At 68.8% G+C, this 18,085-nt stretch carries 16 protein-coding genes and 3 pseudogenes; 10 read left to right on the forward strand and 9 right to left on the reverse strand.

The window, feature by feature from the left end:
- Positions 1-33: 33 nt before the first annotated feature.
- The 3 genes from OG798_RS04750 to OG798_RS04760 all read left to right on the forward strand — a co-directional run bounded on the left by OG798_RS04750 (position 34) and on the right by OG798_RS04760 (position 4,736).
- Positions 34-1,545 (forward strand): glycoside hydrolase family 43 protein, encoded by a 1,512-nt coding sequence (locus OG798_RS04750; RefSeq protein WP_328756374.1) that lies wholly within the window; start codon positions 34-36, stop codon positions 1,543-1,545.
- A 272-nt stretch (positions 1,546-1,817) separates the two neighbouring features.
- Entirely contained in the window at positions 1,818-3,584 is a 1,767-nt protein-coding gene (locus tag OG798_RS04755; protein ID WP_267060489.1) for a cellulase family glycosylhydrolase, read from the forward strand.
- A 183-nt stretch (positions 3,585-3,767) separates the two neighbouring features.
- Positions 3,768-4,736 carry an expansin EXLX1 family cellulose-binding protein gene (locus OG798_RS04760; RefSeq protein WP_095856895.1) on the forward strand — a complete coding sequence of 323 codons (969 nt, stop codon included), beginning with the start codon at positions 3,768-3,770 and terminating at the stop codon, positions 4,734-4,736.
- 125 nt (positions 4,737-4,861) lie between these two features.
- Here OG798_RS04760 and OG798_RS04765 read toward each other — a convergent pair.
- Positions 4,862-5,579, reverse strand: a pseudogene (locus OG798_RS04765) (glycoside hydrolase family 12 protein).
- Positions 5,580-5,784: 205 nt separating this feature from the next.
- Positions 5,785-6,357: pseudogene (locus tag OG798_RS04770) on the reverse strand (carbohydrate ABC transporter permease); the annotation flags it as partial.
- Here OG798_RS04770 and OG798_RS04775 point away from each other — a divergent pair.
- Entirely contained in the window at positions 6,340-6,465 is a 126-nt protein-coding gene (locus tag OG798_RS04775) for a hypothetical protein (RefSeq protein WP_257017441.1), read from the forward strand. The pseudogene OG798_RS04770 and the gene OG798_RS04775 sit on opposite strands and share 18 nt — an antisense overlap.
- 445 nt (positions 6,466-6,910) lie before the next feature.
- The gene (locus tag OG798_RS04780; RefSeq protein WP_257039574.1) at positions 6,911-7,183 is read left to right on the forward strand and encodes an acetyl-CoA synthetase; all 273 of its coding nucleotides are present in this window, start codon (positions 6,911-6,913) and stop codon (positions 7,181-7,183) included.
- Positions 7,184-7,234: 51 nt separating this feature from the next.
- On the opposite strand, the gene OG798_RS04785 is transcribed toward OG798_RS04780, so the two are convergent.
- The 3 genes from OG798_RS04785 to OG798_RS04795 all read right to left on the reverse strand — a co-directional run bounded on the left by OG798_RS04785 (position 7,235) and on the right by OG798_RS04795 (position 12,201).
- On the reverse strand, positions 7,235-9,898 hold the full coding sequence (locus OG798_RS04785; protein ID WP_267060491.1) for a glycosyl hydrolase: 2,664 nt from the start codon (positions 9,896-9,898) through the stop codon (positions 7,235-7,237).
- A 260-nt stretch (positions 9,899-10,158) separates the two neighbouring features.
- Positions 10,159-10,455 (reverse strand): hypothetical protein, encoded by a 297-nt coding sequence (locus OG798_RS04790; protein ID WP_097227036.1) that lies wholly within the window; start codon positions 10,453-10,455, stop codon positions 10,159-10,161.
- 1,095 nt (positions 10,456-11,550) lie between these two features.
- Positions 11,551-12,201 carry a type III effector protein gene (locus tag OG798_RS04795; RefSeq protein WP_328756376.1) on the reverse strand — a complete coding sequence of 217 codons (651 nt, stop codon included), beginning with the start codon at positions 12,199-12,201 and terminating at the stop codon, positions 11,551-11,553.
- Positions 12,202-12,328: 127 nt separating this feature from the next.
- On the opposite strand from OG798_RS04795, the gene OG798_RS04800 reads away from it, so the two are divergent.
- The 3 genes from OG798_RS04800 to OG798_RS04810 all read left to right on the forward strand — a co-directional run bounded on the left by OG798_RS04800 (position 12,329) and on the right by OG798_RS04810 (position 13,813).
- Positions 12,329-12,763, forward strand: coding sequence for an Hsp20/alpha crystallin family protein (locus OG798_RS04800; protein WP_095851767.1), 435 nt, complete (start codon positions 12,329-12,331; stop codon positions 12,761-12,763).
- A 107-nt stretch (positions 12,764-12,870) separates the two neighbouring features.
- Entirely contained in the window at positions 12,871-13,266 is a 396-nt protein-coding gene (locus OG798_RS04805) for a DUF2267 domain-containing protein (RefSeq protein WP_095858369.1), read from the forward strand.
- A 112-nt stretch (positions 13,267-13,378) separates the two neighbouring features.
- Entirely contained in the window at positions 13,379-13,813 is a 435-nt protein-coding gene (locus OG798_RS04810; RefSeq protein WP_121417606.1) for a DUF2267 domain-containing protein, read from the forward strand.
- 159 nt (positions 13,814-13,972) lie between these two features.
- Here OG798_RS04810 and OG798_RS04815 read toward each other — a convergent pair whose 3' ends face one another.
- From OG798_RS04815 to OG798_RS04830, 4 genes and pseudogenes are all read right to left on the reverse strand, one after another.
- On the reverse strand, positions 13,973-14,308 hold the full coding sequence (locus OG798_RS04815) for a MerR family transcriptional regulator (RefSeq protein WP_328756378.1): 336 nt from the start codon (positions 14,306-14,308) through the stop codon (positions 13,973-13,975).
- A gap of 1,281 nt (positions 14,309-15,589) precedes the next feature.
- Positions 15,590-15,894, reverse strand: a pseudogene (locus tag OG798_RS04820) (CHAD domain-containing protein); the annotation flags it as partial.
- A 447-nt stretch (positions 15,895-16,341) separates the two neighbouring features.
- Positions 16,342-16,689: an STAS domain-containing protein gene (locus OG798_RS04825; protein ID WP_328756379.1), complete on the reverse strand. Its 348-nt coding sequence runs from the start codon at positions 16,687-16,689 to the stop codon at positions 16,342-16,344.
- A 5-nt stretch (positions 16,690-16,694) separates the two neighbouring features.
- Positions 16,695-16,817 carry a hypothetical protein gene (locus OG798_RS04830; protein ID WP_257017069.1) on the reverse strand — a complete coding sequence of 41 codons (123 nt, stop codon included), beginning with the start codon at positions 16,815-16,817 and terminating at the stop codon, positions 16,695-16,697.
- 267 nt (positions 16,818-17,084) lie between these two features.
- Here OG798_RS04830 and OG798_RS04835 point away from each other — a divergent pair, with 267 nt between their 5' ends.
- Both OG798_RS04835 and OG798_RS04840 read left to right on the forward strand, forming a co-directional pair.
- A complete protein-coding gene (locus OG798_RS04835) occupies positions 17,085-17,456 on the forward strand; it encodes a helix-turn-helix transcriptional regulator (RefSeq protein ID WP_095856887.1) in 372 nt (123 codons plus the stop codon).
- A 200-nt stretch (positions 17,457-17,656) separates the two neighbouring features.
- The gene (locus tag OG798_RS04840; RefSeq protein WP_097227033.1) at positions 17,657-17,935 is read left to right on the forward strand and encodes an ANTAR domain-containing protein; all 279 of its coding nucleotides are present in this window, start codon (positions 17,657-17,659) and stop codon (positions 17,933-17,935) included.
- Positions 17,936-18,085 lie beyond the last annotated feature (150 nt).

Genomic DNA, 18,085 nt, shown 5'->3' on the forward strand with positions numbered 1-18,085 from the left:
CCCGCATCACGAATCGACGAGAGGACCCATCGGGTGCCCCCTCTGCACCAGCCGGACGGACGATTGACCAACCCCGTGATCCCCGGCTTCCACCCCGACCCCAGCGTCTGCCGCGTCGGCGACGACTACTACCTGGCCTGCTCCAGCTTCGAGTACTTCCCTGGGGTGCCCCTCTTCCACAGCCGTGACCTGGTGCACTGGACGCAGATCGGCAACGCCCTGGACCGGCCGGCGCAGCTGCGTCTGTCGGACGCGTGGTCCTCCGGCGGGATCTACGCCCCCACCCTGCGCCACCACGACGGCCGCTTCTGGCTGATCGTCACCAACTGCAGCGAGGGCGGCGGCAACCTGATCGTCACGGCCACCGACCCCGCCGGACCGTGGTCGGACCCCATCTGGGCGCCGGGTGTCCCCGGCATCGATCCCGACCTGGTCTGGGACGAGGACGGCACCTGCTGGTGCACGGTCGCCGGGGTCTCGCAGGTCCGTCTCGACCCGTCCACCGGGCAGACGTACGGAACACCGCACAGGCTCTGGTCCGGCGGGCCCGGCGCCAAGGCCCCGGAGGCGCCGCACCTGTACCGGATCGGCGACTACTGGTACCTGCTCATCGCCGAGGGCGGCACCGAGCGCGGCCACGCCGTGTCGATCGCCCGCGGCCGTACGCCCGCCGGCCCGTTCGAGCCGTGCCCGGCCAACCCGATCCTCACTCACCGCGGCACCGACCACCCCGTCCAGAACACCGGGCACGCCGACCTGGTCCAAGGCCCCGACGGCTCCTGGTGGATGGTGTTCCTCGGCGTCCGACCGGGCGGCGGCACACCGGGCTGGCATGTGCTCGGCCGGGAGACCTTCCTGGCCCCCGTGACCTGGGTGGACGACTGGCCGGTGGTCGGCGAGGTCGCCTTGGACCTGCCCGAGCTCCCGTGGCCGCTCTCCCCCAGCCCTGTCGAGGAGCACCGGGACGACTTCGAGCTCGCCAAACTGCGGCCGTCCTGGATCTCTCTGCGGGACCGGCCCGCCGAACACTGCACCACCAAGAAGCGCCCCGGATGGCTGACGCTCCGCGCGCGGGGCGGCTCCATGGACGAGCCCGACGTGGTGTTCACCGGCCGGCGCCAGCAGCACAGGTCGTGCCGGGCACGCACTTTGGTCGATGCCACGGAGGGAGGCGGCGGCCTCGCCGTGCGGCTCGACGAGCGGCACCACTACGAAATCGAGGTGTCCGGCACGCGGGTGCGGGTGGTCGCGCGTATCGGCTCCCTGCGCACGGTCGTGGCCGCACGGTCCGTGCCCGCCGGGCCAGTGGTCCTCGCCGTCACGATCACGCAGCCGCCGTCTCCGCACGGGCCGTGCACGGGACCCGACGTCGTCTCCCTCGGCGTCGAGCAGCCCGACGGCACGTTCACCGAGCTCGCGACCCTCGACGGCCGCTACCTGTCGACCGAGGTCGCCGGCGGCTTCACCGGTCGGGTCATCGGCATGTACACCGCGGCGGGCATCGTCCACTTCGACTGGTTCGCCTACGAGCCACTCGACGGCTGAACCAGGCCCCCTCCCTCTGCTTCCCTCTGCCTCCCTCTGCCTCCCTCTGCCTCCCTCTGCTGACAGGGACACAGGACCGCTCCGCCATGTGGCGACGAGGGCCGGCTGACCCGTCCTCCCCGGCCGGCTCGGTGGTCCGGCCCTGAACCCCGAGAACGGCACGACACACATCACCCCATGGACCTGCAGCGGCAGGCGCGGCCGACGGTGGCGCCTGCCGCTGCCCGACCACGGATCGGATCACCCGTACGACCGACCGAAAGGCATGGCACATGAAGGACATACGGCAACCCGCACACCACCACAGCCGCGGCCCCGGACGCCTGGCCGGCCTGCTCATGGCGCTGCTCGTCATCCTGGGACTGTCCGGCAGCACCGCGCTCGCCGCGACCGGCGGCACGGCACAGCAGGCACGCGCCACGGTCAAAGTTCCGGCCCGCGCCATGGACGCCGTCGCCGCGATGCAGCCCAGCTGGAACCTGGGCAACACCCTGGACGCGATTCCGGACGAGACGTCCTGGGGCAACCCCAAGGCCACCAGGGAGCTGTTCAAAACCCTCCGGGCGCAGGGCTTCCGCAGCGTCCGCATCCCGGTGACCTGGAGCGCACACCAGTCCACCACCCCGCCCTACACCGTCGACGCCGCGTACCTGAGCCGCGTCAAGCAGGTGGTCGACTGGGCACAGGCCGAGAACCTCTACGTCGTGCTCAACGTCCACCACGACTCATGGCAGTGGGTCTCGAAGATCTCCACCGACCACGACAACGTGCTCGCCCGCTACGACGCCCTGTGGACCCAGATCTCCGCGACGTTCCGCGACGAGCCGCGCACCCTGCTCTTCGAGAGCATCAACGAACCCGGCTTCGACAACGCCACGGCGGCGCAGAAGACCCAGTTCATGAACGAGCTGAACACCTCGTTCCACGAGATCGTCCGCTCTTCGGGCGGCGCGAACAAGGGCCGACTGCTCGTCCTGACCACACAGGGCGGCACCCCCTCACAGGACCTCATGGACGACCTGTACACGACGATCAGCGCGCTGCACGACCGCAACCTGGTCGCCACCGTGCACTACTACAGCTATTACCCGTTCAGCGTGAACGTCGCGGGCGGCACCCGGTACGACGCCGCCGCCCAGAACGACCTGACCGACGCCTTCGCCCGCATGCACGACACCTTCGTCGACAGGGGCATCCCCGTCTACCTCGGCGAGTACGGCCTGCTCGCATATCCCGACGACAACCACCCCTCCCGCATCGAGCGGGGCGAGGCGCTTAAGTACTACGAGCACGTCGGACACGCGGCACGCGTCGCCGGTGTCACCACCGCCCTGTGGGACCCCGGCTTCGCCTACCTGAACCGGGACACCCTGAAGTGGCGTGACCCCGCTCTCTTCGCCTGGATCAAGTCGAGCTGGACCACCCGCTCGGGAACCGCCTCCTTCGACAAGGTCTTCGTGGCGAAGTCGAGCCGGCTCACAGCCCAGTCGCTCACACTGAACCGGAACGGCACCACGTTCCAGAGTCTGTGGCACGGCGACACCAAACTTGTCGAGGGCCAGGACTACACCGTCTTCGACGATCGCCTCACCCTCACGGCGCGGGCGCTGACCCGGCTGACCGGCGAGCGGGACTACGGGGTCAACGCGACGCTCCAGGCCCGGTTCTCCCGCGGCCTGCCCTGGCAGATCGACGTGGTCACCTACGACACTCCGGTGCTGTCGAACGCCACGGGCACACCCGATTCGTTCACCATTCCCACGAAGTACCAGGGTGACCTGCTGGCGACCATGGAGGCCACGTACGCCGACGGCAGCAACGCCGGCCAGACCAGCTGGACTCCGTACCAGGAGTTCAACGTGGCCTTCTCGCCGGACTACCCGAACGGCACGATCATCCTGACCCCCGAATTCCTGAAGGCACTGCGTGACGGCGAACCGGCGACGCTGACCTTCCACTTCCACAGCGGCGCCAAGGTGAAGTACAAGGTCACGAAGACCGGAGACTCAGTCACCGGTACGGCTGTCAAGGAATCCTGACCGACCGGCCCTCGCCCTGGTTGCCCACCTCCCGGGCAACCGGGGCTCTGACGTCTCTGCGGCGCCGCGGCATATCCCCGCTCGCGCGTGGGCCACTTCCTGTGAGAAATCGTTGGCAACCTTTGCGCTTCCGGTGGTCACTCAGTAGTGCACCATCGGCTCGATCTTGCGAACGGACTGGAAATGAACACATCGAGGCAGGCCGCGCGGCAGCGCAGACAAAGACGCAGGCTCATGCTGGCCGGCACATCGGCGCTGATCGCCGCGGGCGTTGTCGCCTACCTGGTCATGGCGTTGCTCCCCGATCGCAACGTCGACGCAGGGCCTGCCGCAGCCACGCCCCTCGCCACCACCCAGGTGAAAGCCACCGCCGTCGGCGGCGAGAGGGCCACCCCGGCCGCGACGGCGAGCCCCACCGGCTCGCCCAGCCCGACAGGCTCCCCCACCCCGAAGGGTGCCGCGACCACCACGTCGCCGCGACCGTCACCCACTGACACCCCGGAGCCCAAGCGAAAGCCCGCTACCACAACTGCGCAGGCAGGACGGCTTCAGCCGCACACCACCTACCGGGGCGTCGCCACCGCCTACGAGGCCGCGGACGGAAACGGCGCCTGCCTGTTCGGCCCCAGCCCCGACCTCATGATCGCGGCCATGAACACCACCGACTACGAGACGTCCAGGGCGTGCGGCGCGTACGTGCTCGTGCGCGCGGCCAACGGCAGATCCATCACGGTACGCATCACCAACGAATGCCCCCTGCCCTGCGCACCCGGGCAACTCGACCTCAGCCAACAGGCATTCGCCAAACTGGCCGACCTCAAGGTCGGCCGGATCCCCATCACCTGGAGCCTGGTGAGCCCCAGCATCTCCAACAAGATCTCCATCCGGTACAAGACCGGCTCCAGCCGCTACTGGTGCGGCATCCAGGCGATCGGCCACCGCAACCCAGTCGCCAGGCTGGAGGTCCGCACCTCAGGCGGCTGGCGGCAACTGCCCCGCACCTCCTACAACTACTTCATCGCCGCGGACGGCAGCGGGTGCGGCAGCGCGATCAGACTCACCGACATCTACGGCGAACGGTTGACCATCAACGGAATCGCGGTGCGGCCGAACGTCGTGCAACCCACCCAGGTCCAGTTCGCCCGGCACTGACCCCACCGTCCGCCCAAGGCCGACGTCGAAGCCACTTCGCGGACTGCAACGCACTGAGGGCCGAGGTCGACCGCGCCTGAGAAGGGACGCGGACCGACCTCGGGCCCGGTGTCACTGATGTCGGGTCAGCCGCCACTGACGGTCAGGTTGTTGGTGTTGAAGTTGAGTCCGCCGGACGACGAGGTGATCTCATAGCCGAACTGCACGTCACCGATGACCTCGCTGCCGGGCATCCAGCCCTTGGTGTACGCGATCCAGTTGAGGACCGGCTTGACGTCCACGGTGCCGGAGTTGGAGTCGGACGTCCGCAGGAACGAGAACACCTGGTTCGACCCGTTGGTGCCCTTGTAGACGTTCCAGTTGTGGCCGCCGAGCGTGACGTTGGCCTGGTAGGCGCCGATCGGGCCGACGGATCCGTTGTAGTTGACCCAGAGCATGATCTCGTACTGGTGGTGGTTGTCCCCAGATGTCGTACGACGTGTTGTACGCGCCGGACGACGGGACGCTGACGTCGTAGTTGCTGGTGAGCCAGCCGAGGGAGTCGATCGACTTGTTGATCGACTTCGTTGATTTGGCGTAGGACTTGATGCCGCCGGTGTTGGGGTGGTTGGCCCAGACACCCCAGCCGGTCCCGGAGTTGGCCCACATGCACTGGCTGCCGGCGCCGGAGCCCCAGATGTTGTTGTAGAGCGTGTAGCCGTTCAGGTTCGTGCTGCCGTACTGGTCGCAGGTGCTCCAGACGGCGGCGGAGGCAGGGGCGGAGGCGAGGCCGACGGTGGCTCCGAGAGCCATCGCCGGCGCCAGCACCGCCATGCTGACCTTGCGTATCGCGCTCTTTACCATGGTGTCCCTTCCACGGGTGGGGGGAATTGTGGGGGTGCTACCACGCTCCTGACTGAGGACGTGGTCCTCTCCGGCGACGAAATCGATCGGCTGCGCGTCGCCGGAAGAAGTCCTGACTGCGGCTCCGCCACGTGGGCGCCATCACTCGGGCGGAGCCGCGGACATACTGCGGAAGGCACTGCGGCGGGACTCGGACCAAGGGCTTTCAGCCCTTGATGGCCCCGGTGAGCATGCCCTTCTTGAAGTGCCGCTGGACGAAGGGGGAGGCGACCGCGACGGGGATCAGCGCGAGGACCATGACGGCCATCTGCAGCCCCAGTGAGGAGAGTTGGCCGGTGCGGACCGCCTGCTGGAGGCCGGTCGGCGCCTCGGTGTTCTTCTGCACAAGCTGGATGAGCACGTTCTGCAGCGGCATCATCTGCTGGTCGGTGAGGTAGATGGAGGCGTTGAACCAGGCACTCCAGTAACCGACCGCGTAGAACAGCGAGATGACGGCCAGCACCGCGCGCGAGAGCGGCATGATGATGGTCAGCAGGATGCGCAGGTCGCTGGCACCGTCGATGCGGGCGGACTCGGTGAGTTCGGGTGAGATGCCCATGAAGAAGGCCCGCAGGACGAGGATGTTGAAGACGCTGACCGCGCTCGGCAGGATCAGCGACAGATAGGTGTCGGTGAGGCCCAGCGACTGCACCAGAAGGTACGTCGGGATGAGCCCGGCCCCGAAGAACATGGTCGCCATCATCGTCATCAGGAAGACCCGATGACCCAGACTCCCCGGACCGTCGCCGTCACCGGTGGCAGCCTCGCCTCCACCACTCACGGCGGCGCCACCGTGTCCGCACCTCGCGGGTCCGTAGGGTCCGGGCCGCTGCCGACCCGCCGCTGACCTCTGCGGATGCAGCCCCCTATGGAGCGCCTCGGCACACCCCAGGGCGCACCGGTTCGTCCACGAAGCCCTGCAGGCGATCCGATCGGCGCCGACGGGGCATGCTGGTATCCATACGAGAGGCCCGGGAGGTTCTGGCATGCGATGGTGGGCCAAGGCATGGATGGTCGCCGGGGTGTTCGTCCTGGCGGCCTGCAGCTCTTCGGCGGACGGCCGATCCGTGGGAGTGCCGTCCGGGAGCCGTCCGGCAGGGCCGCCGACCAATACTCCGACGCCTCCCTCAGCGCCCCGGTCCACGGTGCCCTCCTCAATCAGACCCGCCAGCCCGAGCGAACCGAGCCCGTCAGCGTCGGCCACCACGCCCTCCCCTTCGGCGGCCAGCTGCGCCGCCGGGCGCGCGGAGGTCACCGTCAGCCCCGGTGACGCGGTCACACAGGGGTTGTGCGTGCGGCCCGGGACGGTGGTGTCCCTCATCCTGCGGCCTCGCACCGACGACAAGCGGTGGACGGCCGTGCAGAGTTCCGCGCCCGTCTTCGTCCTCGCGTCCGGATGGCAGCTGGACACGGGCGGCACCGCCCACGCCTCGCTGCGGTGCGCAGGCACCCGGAGCGGTACGTCCGACGTCACCGCGCTGGCGAAGGCACCGGACGTGGCGGGCGCGCCACGCGTCGCCTTCACGCTCCACGTGACTGTGGTGCCGTACACGACGGAGGGGTGACCCCCGAAGGCCGGGATCACCCCTCCCATCACTGTCGGCCATTCATACGCGTCAGCCGCAGTCACGAACCTTGATGCTGTAGATGCCGCGGCCATGGGTGGCCGCGTACAGCATCTTGCCGTCGGGGCTCAGCTTCAGCTGAAGCACGGCGACAGCCGGGAGGTTGCCGACGCGCTGCCACGTCGTACGGCCCGGGGCCCGGTAGACGACGCCGAGGTCGGTGGCGACGGCGAGGCCGCCGTTCGGCGTGACGACCGCGGAGTTGGTCGGTACGTCGGGGAGGTTCTTCGAGACGTCCTTCCAGGTGGTGCCGCCGTCCTTGGACTCGAAGACGTGGCCGACGCCCGCACCCGGACCCTCGGTCCAGTGCCGGGAGAAGCCGTTGACCGCGAGGAAGACGTGGTCGGCGTTCTTGGGGTCGATGGCGAAGCCGCTGAGGTAGCGGTTGGGCACGGCGCCGTCCGCGCCGGTGGCCGGGAGGGTGATGTCGTGCCAGCCGGTGCCGTCCGCGTTGCCGACGGAGATGCCGCGGGCGAAGCCCTGGTTGTTGCAGGGTCCGCACCAGGCCGCGTACACCTTGCCGCCCGAGGCCGCGACTGCGGTCGCGGTACGGCCGGCGCCGAGGTCGTAGACGCTGGTCCACTCGGAGCCGCTGCGGATGGCGTAGCCGTGGGTCTGGACCCAGACGTGCCGGCCGCCGGCGATCCAGGTCGAGCTGTTCTTCGCGTCGGCGGCGAGCGGGGCGATGAAGCGGGCCTCACTGGTGGCGTTGTCGGCCGGGGCGACGTTGTACGAGGTGATCTTGCTGGAGTCGGTGGTCCAGGAGCCGTCGTTGACGGCGCAGTTCTGGGTGATCTGGATGGCGAGGTAGACGTACTCCTCGGCGATGTTGCAGCCGTTGGCGGGGTCGGTGAGGGTGTCGCCGCCGTCGCCGCCGAAGTTGGAGCCCATCACCGTGTCGTTGCTGCGCAGGACGGACTGGCCGTTGTCCTGCAGGCCCCCGGTGACGGAGACGCCGCCGTGGGTCAGGTCCTTGCCGACGCCCACCGAGTAGTACTGCAGGGTGTCGATCGTGCCGTCGTTGAGTGAGGTCCAGTCGGTGGCGTGGCCGGAGGCGTCCTGGGAGCCGTTGACCGGGCGCTTGTAGGCGCCGCCGTCGTTGCCGACGTACACGAAGCTCTTGCCGTGGTAGCTGCCGATCGCGACGCCGTGCTGGTCTGAGTGGGTGGTCTGGTTGCAGTCGCCCGTCTGCTTGGCCGGGTCGATGCTCCAGCAGGAGAACCCGAAGTTCCAGTACGGGCCGACGGTCGACCAGTTACTACCGCCGTCCTTGGTCTCGTAGACCTCTTCGAGGCCGGCGTAGACGTGTTCCGCGTTCGCCGGGTCGACGGTCAGGAACTGGTTGTACCAAGCCTGCACGCCGGGCATGTAACCGCTGGAGGTCAGCGCCGAGCCGTCGGCGGCCAGTCCCTTGTAGTCCGCGATCTGTGTCCAAGGACCGGTCGGGGAACCGGACTTGGAGACGTAAATTCCCTCCAGACCGCTGTCCGGGTTGGTGTTCAGCTGCTCCGGGGACTGGTCGATGGCGTAGTAGCGGGAGCCGTCGGCGGACCGGGCGAAGGTGACGTTGCCGACGTTGTCCGCGTCGGCCGGCAGGTCGCCCAGGCCGCTGGTGATCCGCGTCCAGGTGCCGTTCACCTTGGTGTAGAAGCCGTTGTAGTCGTCACCGCTGCGCCAGCCGACCGCGAGAACCACCTTGGAGGGGTCCTTCGGATCGATCGCGATGTCGTTGGCGATATTCTTGTACGCGGCCGAGGCGTCGCTCGCCAGTGAACCGCCTGGCAGGTAGTCGGGGTTGGGCGCGAACTCCAGCTTCCAGGCGCCGCTGAGCTTCTTGGTGGAGTGGCTCCACACGCCCTCGCTCGTCGCCGCCCACACCCTGCCGCCACCGAAGCGCAGCTCGTGGATGGTGGTGGACTCCAGCTCGTCACCGCCTACCCGGCTGCGCGCGGAAAACGTGCCGTGGTGCGGGTCGGACAGCACGTAGACGCCGCTGCCAAGGTAGGCGTCCGCGTTGGTCGTCGCCTCACCGGTGCCCAGCCACAGCCGCCCGCCGTCGTCGAGTGCGAGCGCGCCGGTGGACTGCGAGGACAGCTTGTCGCTGATGGGCTGCCAGCGGCCGCCTCCGGTGTGCGAGCGCCACACCCCGCCGCCCGCACTGCCCGCGTACACGTATCCGTCGTCGGCGGCGGCCATCGCCGCCATCCGGCCGGTGACGTTGCCCGAGCCGCCGCTGGAGTTGGAGTCGTAGTCGCGGTAACGCGCATCGTCGGAGTTGTACGGCAGGTCCGTGACGTTCCGCCAACTGCCGCCGGTGCTGCGCAGGTCGGTCAGACTCTGCCAGGCGGCGCCGTACGCGCCCGGCGCGACGATGCCGGGCGAGGTGCGGGCTTCGGCGTACTGGTCCGCACCCTCGGCTATCTCATCGGCCTCGTTGCCATCGTCACCGCCGCCGCCGTCGTCCTCCGCCTTGGCCTTTGGAGTGATGGCGCCCACCGACTGGGCACGTTCGGCGGCGAGTTGGGCGAGTGTGCGGGCACCGAAGGGCGTGCCGTCCGGGCCGGACGCGGCGCCGGCGGGTATCGCGACGAGTGCGGCGGATGCGGTGATGGCGCAGATCGTGAGCCATCGTCTCTTACGGGTTGGTGCTGACACCAGGTCCTCCCAAAACGGGCACGGGATACAGCCGTCGGGGACGACCCGATCACCGGTGGCGGGGGGTGTCCGGCATTTGGACAAGTCTTTGACCAGAACCTGTCACCGCACATGACCAAAAGCCGACCGGCTCATCGCGCCTCCATCGGAAACTTCGGGTCAGAGGGCCGCGGTCCGCGAGCGGGCGACAGCCGGCAGCACACCGGCGAGGGCCAGCGCGATGCTGCCGGAGATCGCGCAACGGGGAGTCGGTTACCTGCTTACCGAGGGCCTGGGCTGCCGTCGAGGGGCTGGACGACGCATCGGTGCAACTCGCGGACATGGGCGTCGGCGGGGTGGTTGCGGTAGCGGTCGTGGGCGGCCGCCTGTTCTCCACAGAGTCGCTGGTGGGGCCACCCGCCGAAAGCCGCGACTTTCCGTTGCAGCCAGTTCCACACGGTCTTGGAGTCGGTGCCCAGTCGTGCGGCTAGCGACACGGCGGACGGCCGCTGCTTCATGGGCATGCTCCAGTACCTCTCGCGCAGTTCGCGCACCCGAGCGTCGGAGATCTTCACCATACGGTGGGCTTCGCCGCGTGCGTGGCGTCACTCACCGTCGGAGCCGGCAGACCGCAGCACACAAGAGAGCAGCGACAACTGCTCCCGCGGGTGTGCCTCCGGTCCGAAACGCCTCGGGACAGCCGCGGTTGTGTGGCACAGAGCTTGTTTGAAAGCGGGCTGCCTGGGACCCACCTCCACGTTCGCCGCCCGCGCGTCCCCTGGGCGGTCACGTCTGAAACGGGATGGCCAACAGGCAACACGGCAGGCGCCGTTGACCAGTTCGTGTAGGCCGGCGGCCGCGTGATCGGTATCGCCGCGGGTACGCAGTCGGGCATGAGACACCCCCGCGCACTCGATGCACGGCCGCCCTCGCGCGCCGCCTCCTCCCACACCCAGCTGCCGTGGCTGACCGGCGGGCCGTCATGGGCCTGTCCAGCAACCGTGGAGCACGCCGTGCGCCCTGCGCGCCACCAGCTCACTCGCCCTGGCCTGCGCCGTCGGCATCGCCGCCAAGTCGGCCTCCGGGCAACGGCTTTTACCCCGACCCGCCACCCGGGCGTTGCCGACCGGGCACGCGGCCGCCGTCGCGGCTTTCGCGACCGCCGTCACCCTGTCACCCCGGGCTGGCAGCCGCGCTCATCCCCCTGGCCACGGCAGCCTCCGTGTTCCGCGCAGCGTTTCCCATCCGCGGGGCCTGGTTCTTGATGCCGGTGATGCACGCGTGGTCGGACGTCATGCGCTTGAGTCCGATCCGGCCGGACGGGACCCTTGGCCGCCGGCGCGGTCAACGAGTATGCCGTCCTCTGACGTATGACGATATGCCAGCCGTTGGGGCTCGGTCTGACCGCCGGTTCCGGATGCGTGCGCCTGCCTCGCGCGCTTCTCCAGTTGCGGCATGGCTCGCACACACGGGCATCCGAGCAGCCCACCCATACGCCAGGAAGTTGTTGTTCAAACCTTTATGGATTGATTGGGTGCCGGAGTTGCTCAGTAGAGGCGCCACCCAAGCCTTGACCGCCGCCGATACTGGTCCCTCCGGGGCTACAGACTTCTGGCGGCAGTCCGCGAATCAGAGGCAGCCGCTGATCGCGCAGCGAAATCACCGTCCGCTGTTCAGCGGTGGGCGTCGCCGGTCTGGCGGAGTTGGTCGGTGTGGTGGGTGATGGTGGCGATGCGGGCTGCGAGGTCGGGGTGCGTGGCCTTGAGGTGTGTGCGGGTGTCGGCGAGTGGGGCGATGAGCTGGGCGGCGTCGTTGTCGGCGAGGGCGTCGGCGAGCCGGGCCAGAGGTGTGCGGGCCTGGGAGGGGAGGTCCGTGAGCGCGGTGATCTGGCCGGCGAGTTGGCGTAGTTCGGCGGCGTTGGTCCGGGCCCAGGTGGTGATGGTGCGGTCGGCGGCCCGGCGGTTGCGGGTGGCTTGTACGCGCTGTTCGCCGGTGGTGCCGGGTGTTCCGGGGCGTACGCGCAGGTAGCGGCGTTCGGCGGCCTGGCGGCTGGCGACGCCGAGCGGGTGGGCGAGGTCCGCCCAGCTGGAGCCTGCTGCCCGGGCTGCCTCGATCAGTCCAGGTTCCCATCCTGCGAGTTGGTCGCGCAGTTCACGCAGCAGGAGGAGTGCGGCCAGGGCCTGGTCCGCACTGGCTTGTCCGTCCTGTGGGTGCGCTCCGCTCTGGGGGGTCTGGGCGGTGCGGACGGCTTCGTTGATCGTGTTCAGCGCTGCCGCGGCAGCGAAGAACGAGGTGGGGTCGCGGGGCTCGGGGGAGGCGTTCACGGAGATCCTCTCGGCATTGTCACCCTTTGGACGACACCTTACTTGTCATCGTTTGGATGACATGTTACAACGGTGTCAGACGAAGCGCATTGGCAGTTCCTGCCAGACCTGTGGAGGTGTATTCGCGATGTTGATGCGCACCGACCCGTTCCGCGAACTCGACCGGCTTGCCCAGCAGCTGACGGGTGTGACCGGTACCTGGTCCAGGCCCTCGGCGATGCCGATGGACGCCTACCGTGAGGGCGAGGAGTACGTGATCGCCCTCGACCTGCCCGGTGTCGCGAAGGACGCGATCGACATCGATGTCGAACGGAACATGCTCACCGTCAAGGCCGAGCGCCGCCCGGTCGTGAAGACCGACGACGTACAGATGGAGCTCTCCGAGCGGCCCCTGGGTGTCTTCTCCCGCCAGCTGGTGCTGGCCGACACCCTGGACACCGAGCGCATCACGGCCGGCTACGAAGCGGGGGTGCTGACCCTGCGGATCCCGATCGCCGAGCGCGCCAAGCCCCGCAAGATCGCGATCGGCGGGGAGTCCGAGCACAAGCAGATCGGCGGCTGAGGAGCCAGTTCCCCGGCCGCGCCGACGGCGGAGGACGGGCATCGATCCCCCCTCTGGTCCCGTCCTCCGCCCTACGTCCATCACACAACGACGTGAAGGGGGCAGTGGTGGCCATGCGATGGGAAGCATTCCTCGACCACGTGCAGGAACGCGGCGAGTACACCACCCCCCAGGAAGCCGAACGGGCCGCGCGTACCGTTCTGGCCCTGCTGGGCGCGCATCTGGTGGGTGAGGTCCGCGCCGAGCTGGCCGCCCGGCTCCCGGAGACCTTCGCCCTGGTTCTTCTCAACCCGCTGCAGGCCACCGAGCCCCTCCCGCCGGAGCGGTTCCTGCGGGCCACCGCGGCGTGGATCGAGGGAGCCACCGAACAGACCGCGGCCTGGGACGTCAGCGCCGTACTGAGCGTGACCGCCGATGCGGCGGGCGAGGAACTCACCCGCCGCATCCTGCTCCAGCTCCCCCCGGGCTACGACCTCCTCTTCGGCCGTCCCGAGCACGCCTGAGCCCAGGAACGCGTGACCCGCTCATCAATTCAGCAGGGCCGGCCGGCACTCACCCCGGCCGGCCCTTCCCACAGGCGACAACGCCCTTGCCCGAGAAAGGAAATCACTCCCGATGCTTCCGCTGCGGGAACCTGCGACTGCCCGACCCGGCATGACGTTTCAGCAGATGCTGGAAAGAGTCCGATACGAAGGCGCTTATCCGACCCGGGAGCGGGCCGAGGACGTCACGCGTGCCGTGCTGGGGGCCCTGGGCCGTCAGCTCTCCGGCGACGAACGCGTCGACCTCGCCGCCTGCCTCCCCTCCGAGGCCGCCCTCGTGTTCACCAGCCAAATCCCCGACCTTCAACCGCTCACCGGCTGGGGCTTCGTCAAGGACCTGGCCACCCGCATGGGTGCCACCCCCGCGGTCGCGCGCTGGGACACTGGAGCCGTCCTCGCCGTCGTCGGCCGCCTGGCCGGCCCCGGTCTCCTGGATCGCATCCTCGCCCAGCTCCCGTCCGGATACGCGCTCCTGTTCGGCCGCGCCGAACTCACCCAGGCCGCCTGACCGTTCCGGGTGGGAAACAAGCGAGGACAGCAGCCGTGGCTGAGGACGTGGCTTACGGCGGAAGGGCTCCGGCGATATCGCCGCCGGAGCCCTGTGCGGGCGCCAACAGCCGTGTGAAGTCATGGGGAAATCCTGCCGCCAGCTGCCATGGCCTGCGGGTCAGGCGTCCGCCGTGCGGCGCGGTTCGACAGCGGCCCGGTGTTCTTCGTTGATGCGCCGGGCCTCTTCGAGCTGGTCTTCGAGGATGACAATGCGGCAGGCAGCCTCGACCGGAGTGCCCTGGTCGACGAGTTCGCGAGCGCGAGCGGCGATCTTCAACTGGTAGCGGGAGTAGCGGCGGTGGCCGCCCTCCGAGCGCAGGGGCGTGATCAGGCGGGCTTCACCGAGCGCCCGCAGGAAGGCGGGTGTGGTGCCGAGCATTTCGGCGGCCCGGCCCATGGTGTAGGCGGGGTAGTCGTCGTCATCGAGACGACGCAGAGAGTTTTCTGCGGTCATTCGCACCTCTGTCGTGGGAACGCATCGGGGGCCCTGGTGCCGTACGGCACCAGGGCCCCGAGGGATTTGAACACCATCTGCCGGCCTACTGCGGTGCCGGCCTTCTGTTTCCGCTCGCTCTCCCGGGAGAGGGGGATGCGTGCGGGGATCGCGTATGCGTGACCGTGGGACCACCTTCCGTTCCGGGGCCTGCGGTACCCGGGCCGACTACGGCCTTGCCCGGGCGATCCTGATGGCGTCTGCCTCCTTCTCCTCTTCCTGATCCATCTCCTTGCACCTACGTACTGCTGGCGGCCCCTGTGAGCCGCCCAGCCCGGCAGCCAGCGAGAGGACCCCGAGAATCCGCCGGCCCCGCCGCTCTACTGCCGTGCCAATACCTGCTGGTGCGCCGCAGTTTCGTGTCTGCCGCGCCTTCCTGACTTCCTGGCTACGGACAAGACATTAACCTCCGTGATCCTGAATGTCTACTCCCGCCATGACAGATTTTCTGCATGCCGCAATGATGGTCTTCTGCCGTCCAGGCATGCCGAAAAGGTGTACCGGGACGCATGGGAGCGGGGAGCAGGGGGCATACCGCCTGGCACCGCAAAGCAGGACAACCGATACACCAGGACACGAGCGGCGGCCGTAGCTTGCCCCGAGGCCGGCGTGAGACGGCGGGGCTTTCGCGTCTCTCACGGACGCCCCTATGACCGGGGGGCGATCTCACGGAACACTGCCCTCGGCGCAAACTGGCGCTGGAGATTCAAGCGCGCCGTCACCACACCTCAGGGCCGCCGCCGTGCCACTCGATGACCGGCGAGTCCGCCACATCGATCTCATCCATACCAGCCCAGCCCAGCCCGCCCGCCCGCCCGCCGCATGATCTCGGCCAAACCACTCAGACTGCAGGCCGCCCCCACGGGCTGCCCGTCCACGCGCACTTGGCGCCCCCCTTGGTGGGCAGGCAAACGATCACGGAACGCTCGGTCATTCGGCAAGCATCGCCCGCAGCCACACCCCGCGCATCCGGACGTAGCCCGCGGCGCCTTACCGGACGCTGCGCTGTTCCAGGAGGCGTACTGGTTCGCCTGAACACGCGTACGAAGGTTGCGCTCGATACCTTCGCCGAGGCGGCCGAGGGTCGGCGGGATCTCCTCAACGCTGTCCAGGGCGAGGCGCACGTTGGGCAAAGCCGGGCCCCTCCTCTACGCCGACCGCCCGGTGAACGGCAGCGGCCGGCGGTACGCAGCCCTCGACGCCGATCACTCACGGCCCGCCAAACGGGAAGTCAACGACCTCTCAGTGAACGAGCGCCTTGCGCAGCCCGGGTTTCGATGCATCGGCCCACGCGGCCGACAGTTCCCGTTCGCGCACTTTGGCCACGGCTTGCTCCTGGCCGTACAGCAGGCCCCAGGTGAAACCGGGCTCGCCTGCCGCGTGCGCCGCCAGGGCCAGGTGCCGCAGGGCTCCCGCGCGACGACGGTGTCCTGATGGTCCCCGAGCACCTTCTGTACGCGCTTACCGAGCCGCTTGGCGGGTTTGCCGAGCGAGGCGCGCGCCGGTTCGGTGGCGTACCGCGTCTTCTTCGCCGCCTTGCGGGCCTGGCGGCTCCGGCGAGGCCAGCGACGCTCCACTGCCGGAATGAACGCGCCCAGAGAGCGGCGGGGCGTCGCCCCCGTGACCGCCCCGGCGTCCCGTGAGGCCCCGCTCGCGCCCGGCCTGCGCCCGGCCGGCATGCTCGGGGCGACCCGCCGCGGGCCGGCCACCGGGCGACCGTCGGGCGCGCGGTGGCCACTCGAGGTATTCCTCCACGGTGTGCAACAGAGAGCCGGAGCGAACACGGAGCCGCTCCAGAGGCACAAGGTGGGCTGACCACACCCTGACTCAAGGGCGGAGGCGGAGCCAGCACCGAACCTCGGCCAGCCCTGATCGTCGGCGGTGCTGCGGGCAGCCTCCCAGTCAGGGCGTCCGAGCGACCTCGACGGGGCCCCAGATGTTGAGGGAAGCGACGGCCGCCGGTGGGCTCGGGCCGCCGGGACTGGAACGATGTCCTAGCTGCTCAGGGCCTGGTGGAGCGTGGGATAGCAGGGCATCACAGTGTCGAGGCCGACGAGCTGAAGGACGCGCAGGATGTAGGGGGTGGGGCCGGCCACGCGCACCCAGCTCTGGATGGCAGTGGCGGCCTGGTGAGCCCCGATCAGGGCGTTGATGCCAGTGGAGTCCATGAAGGTCACCTGACTCAGGTCCATCACGGTGTGCCGGGTGGCTTCACCGTCGGGGCCCAGGAGCGCGCGCTGGATCTCCGCGCCGGTAGTGAGGTCGACTTCGCCACGCAAGGCCAGCACGACGATGCCGTCGGCGGTGGTGAACCGGGTGACCGACAGCCTTGGAGGCTCCATCGTGGTCATCCCTTCACGCCACAGGGCTCGGCCAGCGGCGTGTCGAGGCCGATAGCGGCGGCGGTCAGTTGCTGCTGCACTGGCTCGGGCAGCGGATCTCCGTGGACCGTGTCCACCAGGTTGTCCATGCAAGCGAGTTCAGTGCGCGCATCCTGCGTGGCCTCGCCGGCCGCAGTGCCCTCCCGCGGGGGGTAGTGGCCTGTGCACGCGAGCGGGGACCTCTCGCCGCTCTCGGGCTGCACAGAAGGCGCACGCTCTGACATGGCCGCCGCTCCCTAGGCATCCACCCGACTCTGACCCCGCAAGCGTCCACGCCCCACCGTTCACCCGTCAAGAGATACCGGAAAAGCTTTTCACACTTTCGTATACGTGAATACTGCGTCTATCCTGAGGTGATGCGTGGAGTACCCGAGTCACATACAGGCTGGACGTTCCTGACCAATCACGCCCGCGTGCTGGCCGCGATCGCCGAGGACCGCACCACCCGCATCCGCGACATCGCCGCGCGGTGCCAGCTCACCGAGCGGGCCGTCCAGAAGATCATTTCGGATTTGGAGGAAGACGGGTATCTCACCCACACCCGCCAAGGACGCTCCAACGAGTACCGGATCGAAGAGGGGACCAACCTGCGGCACCCGGCAGACTCCGGGCCGACGGTGGCGGATCTCCTCGCCCTCCTTGCTCAGCACGACGCCGAACACGGCAGCCGGAACCAGCAGTTGCACACGACACCCCCGCACGAACGAACAACGGAAGGTGACCGGTGACGACATCGGCACGACCCCCCGGGTGGCTGACACACCGCAGCGCCGGACCGGCTTTCGCAGTCGGCGTGACGGCGCCGCATTCCTGGGCATGAGATGAATCGAACTGACGCCGGACTCCCGATACCCCGGAGGCGACGTTGACGTCCGAAGCGGACACGACACAGCAACTCTCCCAGCATCCCGCGCCCCCTGAGACCTCCATGGACACGGTTCTGCGACTGGAGGACGAAAACCTCCAGCTCAAAGAGGCAGTGCGCTCGCACGCCGTTGTCGATCAGGCCATCGGGGTCATCCTGGCAGTAGGACAGCTGACTCCCGACCAGGGCTGGGACGTGCTGCGGAGCACCTCCCAGAACACCAACATCAAGTTGCGGCACGTGGCCGAACTGATCGTCGACTGGGCGCGAACAGGCCGGCTGCCCACTGAGATTCGCAGCCAGCTGGAGCACCAGCTCGGCGTCGACAGGCGCCGTGAGTGAACGCGAGTAGCTGCTCGTTTGCACCGTGCAGCGGTCCCGCTCGACTCACGCGGTCAGGAGAGGCGCCAAGCGGTGATCGTGACGGCAGGCGCTTCGGGCCATGGACCACACAAAGATGAGAGGAGGGCCGTATCCCCCACTCTCACGCCG

The organism is Streptomyces sp. NBC_00271, assembly GCF_036178845.1.
GTDB lineage: Bacteria > Actinomycetota > Actinomycetes > Streptomycetales > Streptomycetaceae > Streptomyces.

What these genes read in the sequence shown, in the direction of transcription:
- OG798_RS04755 (WP_267060489.1), top strand. Translation starts at nt 1,818, where the DNA reads ATGAAGGACATACGGCAACCCGCACACCACCACAGCCGCGGCCCCGGA.
- OG798_RS04760 (WP_095856895.1), top strand. Translation starts at nt 3,768, where the DNA reads ATGAACACATCGAGGCAGGCCGCGCGGCAGCGCAGACAAAGACGCAGG.
- OG798_RS04775 (WP_257017441.1), top strand. Translation starts at nt 6,340, where the DNA reads ATGACCCAGACTCCCCGGACCGTCGCCGTCACCGGTGGCAGCCTCGCC.
- OG798_RS04790 (WP_097227036.1), bottom strand. Translation starts at nt 10,455, where the DNA reads ATGGTGAAGATCTCCGACGCTCGGGTGCGCGAACTGCGCGAGAGGTAC.
- OG798_RS04800 (WP_095851767.1), top strand. Translation starts at nt 12,329, where the DNA reads ATGTTGATGCGCACCGACCCGTTCCGCGAACTCGACCGGCTTGCCCAG.
- OG798_RS04810 (WP_121417606.1), top strand. Translation starts at nt 13,379, where the DNA reads ATGCTTCCGCTGCGGGAACCTGCGACTGCCCGACCCGGCATGACGTTT.
- OG798_RS04815 (WP_328756378.1), bottom strand. Translation starts at nt 14,308, where the DNA reads ATGACCGCAGAAAACTCTCTGCGTCGTCTCGATGACGACGACTACCCC.
- OG798_RS04825 (WP_328756379.1), bottom strand. Translation starts at nt 16,689, where the DNA reads ATGGAGCCTCCAAGGCTGTCGGTCACCCGGTTCACCACCGCCGACGGC.
- OG798_RS04830 (WP_257017069.1), bottom strand. Translation starts at nt 16,817, where the DNA reads ATGGACAACCTGGTGGACACGGTCCACGGAGATCCGCTGCCCGAGCCA.
- OG798_RS04835 (WP_095856887.1), top strand. Translation starts at nt 17,085, where the DNA reads ATGCGTGGAGTACCCGAGTCACATACAGGCTGGACGTTCCTGACCAAT.
- OG798_RS04840 (WP_097227033.1), top strand. Translation starts at nt 17,657, where the DNA reads ATGGACACGGTTCTGCGACTGGAGGACGAAAACCTCCAGCTCAAAGAG.